This is a genomic window from Nesterenkonia suensis (assembly GCF_054782935.1).
Window position 1 is genome coordinate 175,930 of record NZ_BAAGRN010000010.1, and the last position, 13,441, is coordinate 189,370.

Annotated in this window: 12 protein-coding genes; 3 read left to right on the forward strand and 9 right to left on the reverse strand. The window is 68.3% G+C overall.

Annotated features, from left to right (window positions below):
- The first annotated feature begins 10 nt into the window (after positions 1-10).
- Entirely contained in the window at positions 11-331 is a 321-nt protein-coding gene (locus ACYVKI_RS12440; RefSeq protein ID WP_460690683.1) for a hypothetical protein, read from the forward strand.
- On the opposite strand, the gene ACYVKI_RS12445 is transcribed toward ACYVKI_RS12440, so the two are convergent.
- From ACYVKI_RS12445 to ACYVKI_RS12485, 9 genes are all read right to left on the reverse strand, one after another.
- Positions 312-1,577 carry an alpha-hydroxy acid oxidase gene (locus ACYVKI_RS12445; RefSeq protein ID WP_460690684.1) on the reverse strand — a complete coding sequence of 422 codons (1,266 nt, stop codon included), beginning with the start codon at positions 1,575-1,577 and terminating at the stop codon, positions 312-314. The two genes, ACYVKI_RS12440 and ACYVKI_RS12445, sit on opposite strands and share 20 nt — an antisense overlap.
- Positions 1,578-1,644: 67 nt before the next feature.
- Positions 1,645-3,114 (reverse strand): rhamnulokinase, encoded by a 1,470-nt coding sequence (locus ACYVKI_RS12450; protein ID WP_460690685.1) that lies wholly within the window; start codon positions 3,112-3,114, stop codon positions 1,645-1,647.
- Positions 3,115-3,133: 19 nt separating this feature from the next.
- Positions 3,134-5,170 (reverse strand): bifunctional aldolase/short-chain dehydrogenase, encoded by a 2,037-nt coding sequence (locus ACYVKI_RS12455; RefSeq protein WP_460690686.1) that lies wholly within the window; start codon positions 5,168-5,170, stop codon positions 3,134-3,136.
- Entirely contained in the window at positions 5,167-6,141 is a 975-nt protein-coding gene (locus ACYVKI_RS12460) for an alpha/beta hydrolase (protein WP_460690687.1), read from the reverse strand. The genes ACYVKI_RS12455 and ACYVKI_RS12460 overlap by 4 nt, the downstream gene beginning before the upstream one ends.
- Positions 6,141-7,307 carry an L-rhamnose isomerase gene (rhaI, locus tag ACYVKI_RS12465; protein ID WP_460690688.1) on the reverse strand — a complete coding sequence of 389 codons (1,167 nt, stop codon included), beginning with the start codon at positions 7,305-7,307 and terminating at the stop codon, positions 6,141-6,143. The genes ACYVKI_RS12460 and rhaI overlap by 1 nt, the downstream gene beginning before the upstream one ends.
- Before the next feature lie 71 nt (positions 7,308-7,378).
- Complete coding sequence (locus ACYVKI_RS12470) at positions 7,379-8,704, reverse strand: BNR repeat-containing protein (protein ID WP_460690689.1); 1,326 nt, start codon at positions 8,702-8,704, stop codon at positions 7,379-7,381.
- Between the two features lie 4 nt (positions 8,705-8,708).
- Positions 8,709-9,992, reverse strand: a complete 1,284-nt coding sequence (locus tag ACYVKI_RS12475) for an MFS transporter (protein ID WP_460690690.1) — start codon at positions 9,990-9,992, stop codon at positions 8,709-8,711.
- Positions 9,993-10,103: 111 nt separating this feature from the next.
- Positions 10,104-10,460, reverse strand: a complete 357-nt coding sequence (locus ACYVKI_RS12480) for an L-rhamnose mutarotase (protein ID WP_460690691.1) — start codon at positions 10,458-10,460, stop codon at positions 10,104-10,106.
- A 90-nt stretch (positions 10,461-10,550) separates the two neighbouring features.
- Entirely contained in the window at positions 10,551-11,129 is a 579-nt protein-coding gene (locus ACYVKI_RS12485) for a type 1 glutamine amidotransferase domain-containing protein (RefSeq protein ID WP_460690692.1), read from the reverse strand.
- A 543-nt stretch (positions 11,130-11,672) separates the two neighbouring features.
- Between ACYVKI_RS12485 and ACYVKI_RS12490 the strand changes: the two genes are divergently transcribed.
- Together ACYVKI_RS12490 and ACYVKI_RS12495 are read left to right on the forward strand one after the other, a co-directional pair.
- Positions 11,673-13,016: an IS256 family transposase gene (locus tag ACYVKI_RS12490; RefSeq protein ID WP_460690693.1), complete on the forward strand. Its 1,344-nt coding sequence runs from the start codon at positions 11,673-11,675 to the stop codon at positions 13,014-13,016.
- 100 nt (positions 13,017-13,116) lie between these two features.
- Positions 13,117-13,441, forward strand: a 325-nt coding sequence (locus tag ACYVKI_RS12495) for a hypothetical protein (protein ID WP_460690694.1), incomplete at its 3' end; no start/stop codon positions are given.

Here is a 13,441-nt window from a genome sequence, read left to right on the forward strand (position 1 = left end):
GGACAGCGGCATGACGATCCCGTCAGAGCAGACCGGTCTTCCCTCCGGGTCGGCCCCCGCCCCGCGGCCGACACACCACTTCACCGAGGCTCAGCGGGCTGCTGATCGTGCCATCGTGCTCGTGCTCGTGGGCCTGCTGATCCTCCCGATGGTCCTGGGGCCGCTGGCCCTGGTCCAGGTGCACAGGACCCGGCGCCTGGGCGGAGAGCGTCTGAGCTGGGTGGTGGCCGTCGCGTGGTTCGAGATCATCCTGGGCGTCCTCATCCTGGCCGGCATCGCCTACCTGCTGATCAGCCTGCTGGTCATGTCATTCACCGGCCAGCCCTACTGACCTCCGCCCCAGGCATCTCACGTGGGGCGAGCCGCTGCAGCTGGGTGACGTGCTTCGGTTCGAGCTCCGCCACGCTGGAGACCTCCAGCAGCCGCATGGTCCGCTCCACCTGCTCACTGAGGATCTCGATCGTCCGGTCCACGCCGGCGCGGCCGCCGGCCATGAGCCCGTACAGGTAGGCCCGCCCCACGAAGGTGAACTTCGCCCCCATGGCCAGGGCGGCGACGGCGTCGGCGCCGTTCATGATGCCGGTGTCCATGGTGACCTCCAGGTCGTCTCCGACCTCCCGAACCACCTCCGGCAGCAGGTGGAACGGGATCGGCGCCCGGTCCAGCTGGCGACCTCCATGGTTGGAGAGCACGATGCCGTCGACGCCCAGATCCGCCAGGGTCTTGGCGTCCTCCACATTCTGGACGCCCTTGACGATGATCTTCCCGGGGAACAGCTCCCGGATGACCGTCAGGTCCTCGAAGCTGATGGACGGGTCCATGGCGGAGTCCAGCAGTTCGCCCACGGTCCCGCCGGTGGAGGACAGCGAGGCGAACTCCAGCGGCGGGGTGGTCAGGAAGTCGATCCACCACCAGGGCCGCGGGATCGCGTTGATCACAGTGCCCAGGCTCAGCTGCGGCGGGATGGAGAACCCGTTGCGCTTGTCCCGCAGACGGGCCCCCGCCACCGGGGTGTCCACGGTGAAGAACAGGGTGTCGAATCCGGCGGCCGCGGCACGCTCCACCAGCCGATAGGAGATCTCCCGCTGCTTCATCACATACAGCTGGAACCAGTTCCGGCCGTGCGGATTGGCCTTCTTCACGTCTTCGATGGACGTGGTCCCCAGGGTGGAGAGCGTGAACGGGATGCCGGCCGCCCCGGCGGCCGAGGCCCCGGCGGTCTCGCCTTCGGTCTGCATCAGTCGGGTGAATCCGGTGGGTGCGATGCCGAACGGCTGGGCCGAAGATCCGCCGAAGATCGTGGTGGAGGTGTCCACTGCGGAGACGTCCCGCAGGATGGAGGGGTTGAACTGCACGTCCTCGAAGGCCTGCCGCGCTCGATGGATGGAGAACTCGCCCTCGGCCGCGCCGTCGGTGTAGTCGAAGGCGGCCTTCGGAGTCCGCCGCTTCGCGATCCTGCGCAGATCCTCGATGGTCAGCGCCGCGTTCAGCCGACGACGGCTCGCGTTGAAATCGACCTTCTTGAACTGCATCAGCGGCGCGAGGTCACGGGGCTTGGGGAGGCGGCGCTCAACCATGGGGCTCCTTCATCATGAGGTGATGCTGCTGGGCATCACGGTACATCCACTGTCTGAGGGGATTCCGTCACACCTGCGGACGGTACGTGGTCGGCGAGTGGCTGCGGGTGATCAGCTCGCGCAGATCCTCCAACTCACCGCTGAGCGTGCCGGCGGTGCGCGCCTGGATCAGCAGGTTGCCAATGGCGGTGGCCTCCACCGGGCCGGCGACGACGTCGAGCCCACTGCGGTCCGCGGTGGCCTGGCAGAGCAGGGCGTTCAGCGATCCCCCGCCGACCATGTGGACGACGTCGACCCGCCGCTCGGCGAGCCGGGAGGCGTCGTCGAGGGCGCGGGCGAATCCGGCGGCGATGGACTCCACGATGGAGCGCACCGTCTCCGGCGGGTCCTGCGGAGCGCGCAGACCATGCTCCGCGCAGAGCTCGGAGATCCGGGCAGGCATGTCCCCCGGTGCCACGAAGCGGTCGTCCTGGACGTCGAAGACGGAGATCCTCTCGGCCGGCACCTCTGCGGCCGCCTGCAGCAGCCCGGGCAGGTCCTGAGCCTGCCCGGAGCTCTGCTCCCAGGTGCGCAGGGTCTCGGAGAGCAGCCAGGTGCCCATCACGTTGGTGAGGAAGCGGAACCGGCCGTCCACGCCGCCCTCGTTGGTGAAGTTCGCCTCCCGGCTGGCCTCGGTGACCACGGCCTGGTCGAGCTCGAGCCCGACCAGTCCCCAGGTGCCGCAGGAGATGTAGGCCGCATGCGGGGATGACAGCGGAGTGCCGACGATTGCGCTGGCGGTGTCATGGGAGCCCACCAGAGTGACCGGCAGGCGCTGACCACTCAGGAAGGGTGCCAGCGCTTCACGCGTATGTCCCAGCGTGGTGCCGGGTGCGGCGATGCCCGGGAACAGCCCGGCGGGCAGCCCGAGGGTCTCGATCAGCTCGTGGTCCCAGTCCTGGGTCTCCACGTTGACCAGTCCGGTGGTGGAGGCGTTGGTGGCCTCTGCCGTCGCCTCGCCGGTGAGCCACTGGCCCAGCAGGTCGGGCACCAGCAGCAGACGTTCGACGGCGGCTCCGGCCGACCCGGCCAGCAGCGCGTCGGCGGCCAGCTGGTACAGCGTGTTGAAGGGCAGGAACTGCAGGCCGTTGCGGCGGTACAGCTCGGTGAAGGGGACCTTCCGATGCACCGCCTCCACGCCGGCGGCGGTGCGCTCGTCCCGGTAGTGGAAGGGGGCGCCCAGCAGCGTGAGGCCACCGTCGCGCCCGGACCGGGAGAGCAGTCCGTAGTCCACGGCCCAGGAGTCGATCGCCACGGAGGTCAGGCCGCCGTCCTGTTCGGCCGTCCGGACGGCCTCCCCCAGCCCGGCCAGGGCATGGTCGAAGAGACCCAGCAGGTTCCAGCGCAGCCCGTCGGGCAGGTGGACCGGCCCGTTGCTGAACCGTGCCGCCTCCCGCAGCTCGAGGGTGTCCGGGCCGACCCGGCCGAGGACCACGCGCCCGCTGGAGGCGCCGAGGTCCACGGCCGCGTGCTGGGTGGCGCGCGTCGTCGTGCTCATGCCAGTGCCTCTCGGTGACTCAGCGCAGGAAGGCGGCGGCGACGCCGGCGTCGACGGGCACGTGCAGGCCGGTGGTGTGGGACAGGTCCGAGCTGATCAGCGCGAAGGCCGCATTGGCCACGTTCTCTGGCAGCACCTCCCGTTTGAGGATGGTGCGCTGAGCGTAGAACTTGCCCAGGTCCTTCTCCTCGATGCCGTAGGTCTTCGCCCGGTTCGCACCCCATCCGGAGGAGAAGATGCCAGAGCCCTGCACCACGCCGTCGGGGTTGATGCCGTTGACGCGGATCTGGTGCTCGCCCAGCTCAGCGGCGAGCAGCCGCACCTGGTGGGCCTGGTCGGCCTTGGTGGCGGAGTAGGCGATGTTGTTCGGCCCGGCGAACACGGAGTTCTTCGACGAGATGTAGAGGATGTCTCCGCCCAGTCCCTGGGTGATGAGCGCCTTGGCCGCCGTCTTGGACACCAGGAAGGAACCCTTGGCCATCACGTCGTGCTGCAGGTCCCAGTCCTTGGCGGTCGTCTCCAGCAGCGACTTGCTCAGCGAGAGTCCAGCATTGTTGACCACGATGTCCAGCCCGCCGAAGGCGAGCAGGGTCTCGTCGACGGCCGCCTGCACGGCATCCTCGTCGGAGACGTCGGCGGCGATGCCCACGGCCTTGTCCGGTCCTCCGAACTCGGCGGCGGCCTCCTGGGCCTTCTCCAGGTTCAGGTCCGCGATGGCGACGACGGCGCCCTCCTCGATGAGGCGTCCGGCGATGGCCTTCCCGATGCCGGAGGCCGCCCCGGTGACCAGCGCGATGCGGGTGGCCAGGGGCTTGGGCTTCGGCATGCGCTGCAGCTTGGCCTCCTCCAGCGCCCAGTACTCGATGCGGAACTTCTCCCGCTCATCGATCGGCGTGTAGCGGGAGAGCCCTTCGGCGCCGCGCATCACGTTGATGGCGTTGAGGTAGAACTCCCCGGCCACCCGGGCGGTCTGCTTGTCCTTGCCGAAGCTGAACATGCCGACCCCGGGGATGAGGATGATCGCCGGGTCGGCCCCGCGGAGGGCGGGGCTGTCAGCATCGGCGTGCCGGTCGTAGTAGGCCTGGTAGTCCTCGCGGTAGGCCTCGTGCAGCTCCCACAGACGGGCCTCAGCCTCCTCCACGGAGGCCTGGACCGGCAGGTCCAGCACCAGCGGCTTCACCTTGGTGCGCAGAAAGTGGTCCGGGCAGGAGGTGCCCATCTCAGCCAGCCGGGGGTGCTCCGCGTGGGAGAGGAAGTCCAGGACGACGTCGTCGTCGGAGAAGTGGCCGACCTGCGGCCTGTCCGCACTGGCGAGTGCGCGGATGGTGGGCATCAGTGCGGCGGCCTTGGCACGCCGCTCGGCGGCAGGCAGAGGGCCGTAGCCCTCCAGCGCCGGACCGAAGGGCTCCGGCCGGGAGTGCTTCTCGATGTAGGCGGCGGCGGTGTCGATGATCCACAGGGAGTTCTGCTCGGACTCCTCGGAGGTCTCGCCCCAGGCGGTGATGCCGTGACCGCCGAGGATGCAGCCGACCGCCTGCGGGTTCTTCTCCTTGATCTCGGCGATGTCGAGGCCCAGCTGGAAGCCGGGACGGCGCCACGGCACCCAGACGACCTTGTCGCCGAAGATAGTGCGGGTCAGCTCCTCGCCGTCGGCGGCGGTGGCGATCGCGATGCCCGAGTCCGGGTGCAGGTGGTCCACGTGCGCGGCGGCCACCAGCCCATGCATGGCGGTGTCGATCGACGGCGCGGCCCCGCCCTTGCCGTGCAGGCAGTAGTCGAAGGCGGCGACCATCTCGTCCTCGCGATCCACCCCCGGGTAGGTACCCACCATGGCGCGCATCCGGTCCAGGCGCAGGGTGGCGAGCCCGGTCTCCTTCAGCGTCCCGAGGTCCCCGCCGGAGCCCTTGACCCAAAGCAGCTCGACCTCCTCGCCGGTGACCGGGTCGGTGTCCGTGCCCTTGGCGGAGGTGTTGCCGCCGGCGTAGTTGGTGTTCTTCGGGTCTGCTCCGAGCCGGTTGGAGCGGGTGATGAGGTCAGCGACAGTGGGATTCGTCATGAGTGATCCTTCTGTGGGGGAGTCAGAGTCTCAGGCGTGCGGAGCAGCCGCGCGGCGAACTGCTCGATGGTCTGTTGCGCCGCCTGCGCGGCGGCGGGCCCCTCGTGCGGCCGGTTGAGATGGCCGTGCCGGACGCCGGCGACCATCTCAAGGGCGACGTCGACACCGGCCTGCCGCAGAGACTCCGCGTAGGCCTCGGCGGAGACCCGCAGTTCATCGACCTCGCCGGTGGCGAGGGTGGTGGGCGGGTGTCCGGTCAGCAGGGCGGCGTCGGCTGTCCCGGGCACGGCGGCTGCGGGGGCGTCGTCGACCGGTCCACCCAGGTAGTTCTCGTACATGCGGCGCACCGGCTCGGGACCGAAGCGGTCGGCCTCCGGATCGGCGTCGAGGAGCGCGCGAAGATCCGCGGGAGTTCGCGGCTGCACCGCGTGCAAGGTGGGGTAGGCGAGGAGCAGCTGGGCGGGAAGCGGCCGCACGGTCCGCTCGCCGTCGTCGGCCGTGGCCCCGTCCAGACGGGTCAGCACGACGCCGGCGGCCAGGTTCGCCCCGGCACTCGCACCACCGAGGCTGACCCGCGCCGGGTCCGCGCCGATCTCCGCGGACTGTGCCCGGGTCCAGTCGAAGGCCGCGGCCAGCTCCTCCCCGGGCACGGGAAAATGCGCCCCGGCCCCGGCCTCACCCTGGTGCAGATCCCCGGCGTCGAGCTCCTCGAACGGCGGAGCCAGCCGGTAGTCGACGGAGACGACAGGGATCCCCCGGGCAGCCAGAGAACGGGCCACCCAGTCGGCCTCGGCCATCTCCAGGTCCCCGTAGGCGAAGCCGCCGCCGTGGGCCCACACCAGCGCTGGTCCCGGCTGCGCCGCCGCGCGAGCCTGCCCGCGGTAGAGGCGCACCGGCAGCGGCCCGTGCGGGCCGGCCAGCGTGTGGCCCTGCGTCTCGACGGCGTCGAGGGCGACGCGGGCGACGCGCATCAGGCTCCCCAACCCACCTGGGTGCCGCCGACGCGCTCGGCCTCGATCCGCTCCTGGTGGCCGGACTCGGCGTAGGCCCGCATCGGATTCGCCGGCAGCCCGTGGGACTCCCTCCAGGCGGCGAGGTCGGCGCGGACATCGGTGGAGAAAGCATCCATGAAGACCTCGTGGGCGCCCAGCACGTCTCCGGCCTGCTGCGCCTGGCCGAGCGCCTCGCGGTCCACCAGCAGGGCGCGGGCCGTCATCTCCTGGACGTTGAGCACGCTGCGGATCTGGCCCGGGATCTTCTTCTCCACGTTGTGGCACTGGTCCAGCATGAAGGCGACCTCGGAGTCCGGCCCGTAGCCGCCGCCGCGGATGACCTCGTACATGATGCGGAAGAGCTGGAAGGGGTCGGCCGCACCGACGATCAGGTCGTCGTCGGCGTAGAAGCGGGAGTTGAAGTCGAAGGAGCCGAGCTTCCCAAGCCGCAGCAGCTGGGCGACGATGAACTCGATGTTGGTGCCCGGGGCGTGGTGCCCGGTGTCGAGGCAGACGCTGGCATTGTCTCCGAGGGCCTGCACGTGGGTCAGTGCGGTGCCCCAGTCCGGGACGTCAGTGTGATAGAAGGCCGGCTCGAAGAACTTGTACTCCAGCACCAGGCGCTGGTCGCCGCTGAGCTGGGCGTAGATGGTCTGCAGAGAGTCAGCCAGCCGGTCCTGGCGACCGCGGATGTCCGCCTGGCCGGGATAGTTGGATCCGTCGGCCAGCCAGATCTTCAGGTCCCGAGAGCCGGTGGCGTCCATGACCTCGAGGCACTGCAGGTGGTGGTCGATCGCTTTCTGCCGGATCGTGGGGTCGTGGTGGGTCAGCCCGCCGAACTTGTAGTCGTCGTCCTGGAAAGTGTTGGAGTTGATGGTCCCCAGCTCCACGCCCAGGTCCTCGGCGTAGCGGCGCAGTGCGGCGAAGTCGTCCACCAGGTCCCAGGGGATGTGCAGCGCGACCTTCGGCGCCAGACCGGTGAAGCGGTTCACCGTGGCGGCGTCGGCGATCTTCTCCTCCACTGTGCGCGGGGTGCCGGCCGTGCCGAAGACCTTGAACCGCGTCCCGGAGTTGCCGTAGGCCCAGGAGGGCACCTCGATCGCCTGGCCCTCCAGCTGCGGAGCGATCTCTGCGAATGTCGTCATGGTCCTCTGTCCTGCCGGTAGTAAATCGTTTCAAAACCTGCGTGCATCGTATGATGACGGTCACAAGTGTGTCAACCGGTAGGCCCGACCTGCCGCTCAGCCTGCCCCTCAGGCAGGCGCACCACCTCCAACGGGCCGCCCTGCGGATAGTCCGCATAGGGGCAGTCCCGATTCTCCGGCAGACTCTCCCAGCGCAGCAGATACTCGGCTCCGTCGGAGCCGACCCCACGGCCGTGCAGCAGATTCACCTGCAGCCCCGGGAAGTCTCCGCACACCGCGTCGAGCCCGTCCGGCCCGGGGGACGCGGGACCCTCCCCCAAGGATCGCAGCTCCCGGTCCATGATGATGCTGCGCTGCTCCCCGAAGGCCCGGAGGTCGACACGCACACGCCCGTCAGGCTGAACCTGCGAGCCGAACAGCTGGACGTCGAAGATGAGCGTCCCGTGGCCGCCGAAGTCCCACCGCCTCTCCCACTCGGTGAGCCGCCGGATCTCCCAGGAGGACCCTGACTCTCCGCCGAACTCAGCACCGATGGGCCGGGCGGCCCAGATCTGGGAGAGCCCGCCGTCGTCGTACTTGTGGTAGGTCACGTGGACCTGCCCGTGGGCGTCGAAGCCGAGCCGGGCATTGCCGTTCAGCAGGCCTCCGCGCGGCGGGACGGGATCCACCACATCACCGGCTCCGTAGGTGAACGGCACCTCCAGAGGACGCTCCCGTGCATCGACCCAGGTGACCAGGTCCCGGCTGCGCGCGTAGGTCAGCAGAGAGTTCGTCGCGGCGTCGGGAGTCTCTCGCCACATCCACAGCAGGTGGAACCACCCGTCGGGGCCCAGCGCAGGGCCCTGCACGTACGCGCTCCATGACCCGCGGCCGTCGCGGTCCGAACCGTCGAAGAGCGGCGTCTCCAGGAGCCGTCTCCAGGCCTGAGCGGCCTCGTCGTAGACGTTCATATACGTGATCCCGTCGCCCGAGCCGCCGTTCCGATGGCTGAACACCAGGCGACCGTCCTGACGGTGCGCGAACTCCGGATACGTCACGGACCCCTCGGTCCCGGGGTCCACGAGGTGGTCATACCGCCTGAGCGTGCCGACGTCGCCGGGCACGCTCGTGCGGAAGTAGACCATCGGGTCATTGTGCATGTTGCCGGAGACGTGCAGGTGGCCGCCGCGGTCCAGACCCAGGGAAAGGTGGTTGTGCGAGTCCCAGCCGAGCGTCTCGTCGAGCACCTGCCGGGTCCAGGGGCTGTCGCCGTCGAGCCGTCGATGCGCGACGACCAGCCGCCGGTCGGCATCCCAGTACCCCACATACTGGTCGAGCCCTGAGGTCAGCAGGGCGAAGCCGACGTACATCCCGGCCCATGCGTCCCCGACGACGGATCGCTCCACTGATCCCCCCATGGGGCTACCTCCCCTGCTCCGCCAGCACCCGGGCGCTCTGCGGTCCGGCGGCCTTCTCCTGGTGGATGACCTGCGGCATCCGGGAGACCCAGAACCACCCGATCAGCCCGGCGGTGAGCAGAACTCCGGCGATGCACCAGAAGAACAGGGTGACGCTCTGCTCGATGATCAGCGGCGTCACCAGGGCCGCACCGGCGGCGACGGCGCGGGTGAAGGCGATCGCGATGCCCTGGGCGGCGCTGCGATACTCCGTGGGGAAGATCTCCTGAGACCAGATCTTGAACAGCGGCTCACCGGAGGGCTGCTGCGCGAACCAGAACAGGGCGGCCATGAGGAAGACGGTCGCCGTGGTGACGCCCAGCAGACCGGGCAACACCCAGGCGGCGACGGCCAGCACCGTGCCGAGCAGGAACAGCGGCATGCGCAGCGGGGTGTCACTGAACCGCATGACCAGGAAGGTCCCGCCCAGGCCGATGATCACGGCGATCACATTGAGCAACGACGCCATGGAGACGGTGGCGCCGCCGACGTCGGTGAACAGATAGATGGCGTACTGGCCGTTGGAATTCGCCGCGATGTTCTGGATCCCATAGAACAGCGAGACGCCGATCAGCGCCCACAGGTAGGTGGGCCCGAACAGCACCTTGAGGCTGGCCTTGTCGATGCTTCCGGTGCGCACCGCCTCCCGCTTCTCCTGCCACAGCGGAGACTCCGGGAGGCGCCAACGCAGGATCAGCACGACGACGGCGACGAGCAGCAGGTGCGCGTACATCAGCCGCGCCCCGTCCGCGCCGAGATCGCCGACGAAGATGCCGATGACGTTGACGATGGGGATCACGATCATCCACAGCGCGTGGGAGAGGGTGACGAACTTGCCTTCCTCTCCGTCGGGCGCAGATTCGGCGATCATGGCCAGCGAGGGCGGCAGATCTGCTCCCGAGGAGAAGCCGAGCAGCAGGATGCCCACGTAGAGCCATCCCGCCCCCGGGGCGAAGACGAGGATGGCGGCGGCCAGGATGTAGACGAACAGGGTCAGGGTGAAGACCCGACGGCGCCCGAGTCGGTCGGCCAGCGGCCCGCCGATGAGTGCCCCGACGGCGATCATCGCGGTCAGCAGCGCGGAGAGCTGACCGTACTGGAACTCCGTGAACCCGAACTCCTCCCGGTAGAGCACCAGGGCCGTTCCGGTGGTGACGATGGCGCCGGCGTCCATGTAGGAGGCCATTCCGGCCACGCCGGCGGTCCACCAGGCGCGTCGTCGCTGGGCAGGATTCAGGGTCTCGGGCATGAGAGATCGTCCTTCATCGGAGAGTCGTCGGGACCCGCGACATTGACGCGGGTCACGTGATCGAGCACACTCAGCCTAGGACAGAATAAATCGATTCACAACGCGCGACGGTCAGCCGTCGCCACCCTCATCCGCAGCGGCGAGCTGATCCTCCAGATGAAAGACCTCCTGCAGCTCCAGGAAGCCGGTGTCGGGGCGCGCGCCGTCGAGGTCCACGAAGAATCCCCCCATCTCGGCCTGCCAGCGGGCGTTGACCTCCTCGGCCTCCATCGCCGCCTGCGCCTCCTCCAGCGACTCCACTTCGACATAGCCGATCAGCAGCCCGTCCGCACGAAGGAACAGTGAGTAGTTGTGCCAGCCGGAACGCTTGAGCGCTCGGAGCATCTCCGGCCAGACGGCGGCATGACGCTCCGCATACTCTGTGATCCGGTCGGGCTTGACCTGCAGCTGGAAGCAGACGCGACGCATGGGTCCTCCTCAGGTGAGATTCACGTGATGTAAATCGTTTCACTTCCGAGGCGGAAATTCCAGAGACGGGACGAGCGACCCCTGGAACAGTCAGGCCCTTGCCGCGACGAGCTCCAGGAGGGCCCGGTTGAAAGCGTCGAGATCCTTCGGAGTGCGGGAGGTGACCACGCCGTCGTCGACGACGACCTCCTGGTCCATCCACTGCGCCCCGGCATTCACCAGGTCCGTCCGCAGCGCTGCGTAGCTCGTCATCCGCCGACCGGAGACCTGGTCGATCTCGATGAGGATCCAGGGGCCGTGACAGATCGCCGCCACCGGCTTGGACGCACTGAAGAAGCCGGAGACGAACTCTTGGGCCTTCTCATCGATACGCAGGGAGTCAGCGTTGAGCGTGCCGCCCGGCAGCACCAGGGCGTCGAAATCTGAGGCGCTGACGGTGCCGAGCTGATGGTCGACGTCGAAGTGATCGGCGTGCTCCCAGTCCCCCGTCATCGCCTGGAGGGACTTCTCCTTCGGAGACACGATCTTCGCAGTGCCGCCGGCCTCGCGGATCGCCGCCAGCGGCTCCGTGAACTCCGGCAGCTCCACACCGTCGGTGACCAGCAGGGCGATGGTCTTGCCGTCGATCGAGATGCCCGCTGGGGCGACTGACTCGGTGTGGTGGGTCATCAGTGAACTCCTCTCGTCGGAACTGCCGTCCGCGGCGAGGGCCACGGTGCGGCGGGATCACGGGATCCATCTGTGCAGAACACGCGGACTCAGGAGACTGTTCCCCGATTCACGCAATTCGCAGGAGATGTTCATCTGCTGTGCAGACTGCGGCCGGTGCCGCGGGCGAGGTGAGTGGAGTCAGCCGTGTCAGGGCATGCTCGTAGGGTCAGGAGCACATCGGAGGCCCGAGTGAAATCAGCGCCGGTCCGCGGTCGGTGCTGGCGGGTCGGTGCTGGCGGGTCGGTGCTGGCGGGTCGGTGCTGGCGGCAAGATCCCGCCTCGCTGGGGATGTGTCAGAGGGTGCGGGAAGACTGAGCAGCACAAGGAGGAACCGGGGGGAAGATCCCCGCGACAGGGCAGCCGGGAAGGACGCCCCGGCAGGGACGTCAGGTGCGGCAGGGACGTCAGAGGAGGTGGATAGCGTGGAAGACATGGAGGACGAGCGGGCGTGTCAGATGGTTTGTGTAAGCCGTACCGAGAGGAACGGTAAGAATCATGACCATGACTGATGAGATGAGCCCAGCCGAGCCTTCGGGCCAGGAGCTGGTCGAGCAGCTGAAGGCCTCGGGGGAGCTTGATGCCCTGTTCGCGCAGATCGATGCCGGCCAGGTCGAGCTGACCGGAGACGGCGGGTTCGTTCCCGCGCTGGTCAAGGCCGCACTCGAGCGGGGTCTACAGGCTGAGCTGACCAGCCATCTGGGCTATGAGAAGGGCTCGCCCGAGGCCTCGATGCACCCCAACTCCCGCAACGGGACCACGTCGAAGACCGTCGAGTCCGAGATCGGACCGATCGATCTGGAGGTCCCCCGGGATCGGGGCGGATCGTTCATCCCGCGGCTGGTTCCCAAGGGCCAGCGGCGCCTCGGGGGCCTGGATGACATGATCATCAGCCTCTATGCCGGGGGCATGACGATCCGCGATATCCAGCACCATCTGGCCTCCACGATCGGCACCGATCTGTCTCACGAGACGATCAGCAACATCACCGATGCGGTCAGCGAGGAGGTCCTGGCCTGGCAGTCACGACCGCTGGAGGAGTTCTACCCGGTCATCTATCTCGACGCGATCCGGATCAAGATCCGGGAGAACAGCCAGGTGATCAATCGGGCCGCCTATATCGCTGTCGGTGTCGATCTCGAAGGCATCAAGCATGTGTTGGGGATCTGGGTCCAGGACACCGAGGGCTCAGCGTTCTGGGCCCACGTCTGCGCCGACCTGGCCAACCGGGGCGTAGCCGATGTGCTGATCGTCTGCTGCGATGGGCTCAAGGGTCTTGCGGAAGCGATCGAGGCGACCTGGCCGGACTCGATGGTCCAGACCTGCGTGGTCCACCTGATCCGGGCCGCGATGCGGTTCGTGACCTACCAGGACCGTAAGAAGGTCGCTGCCGCGCTGAAGCCGATCTACACCGCTGCCAGCGAAGACAGCGCCCGGAAAGCACTGGCCGAATTCCAGGCCTCCGAACTGGGGAGGAGATACCCATCCGCTGCTGCGACCTGGACGAACTCCTGGGAGCGGTTCATCCCGTTCCTGCAGTTTCCACCGATGCTGCGAAGGGTCATCTACACGACCAACAGCATCGAATCGCTGAACTTCCAGCTGCGGAAGGTCACCAAGAACCGCGGTCACTTCCCCTCCACGGAGTCGGCGGTGAAGCTGTTGTGGCTGGCGATCTGCAATATCGAAGACAAACGCGCCGCTAAGCGTGCCAGGGAACGGGGTAAGCCCTCGAACCAGCGGAGGGCCTCAGGCCGGCTCGTGGAGGGCCAGGTCGTCACGAACTGGAAGCAAGCCCTGGCCCAGCTCGCTGCCGCCTACCCCGAGCGGATCAATCCCTACCTGTGATCAACCTGCTTACACAGACTTATTGACAGGCCCGGACGAGCAGCAACGCCCACAGCGGAGCACTGACCCGCAGGGTCAGCCTCCGGTGCCGCCTGGGCGCGTGCGCCTGCCTGATGAGCCCGAGCTCGCGGAGGCCCGGAAACTGGTCCTCACCGCCCGACAAGCCGAAGCCCGAGCCCTCACCGGCCTGCTGAACTACCAGGACCGCAGAGCCCATCAAGCCGAAGCCGCCGGGCTGGACCACCACGCCCGCCGAGCCATCTGGGACGCTGCCACCAGTGACGCCGCCACCACCTTGGGGGTCAGTGAACAGGTCGCCTCCGGGATGCTCACCGCCGCCCGCACCGCACGGACCACCCTGCCCGCCACCTGGAGGACCTACACCACCGGAGTCATCGACACCACCCGACTGCGCGCGATCACCA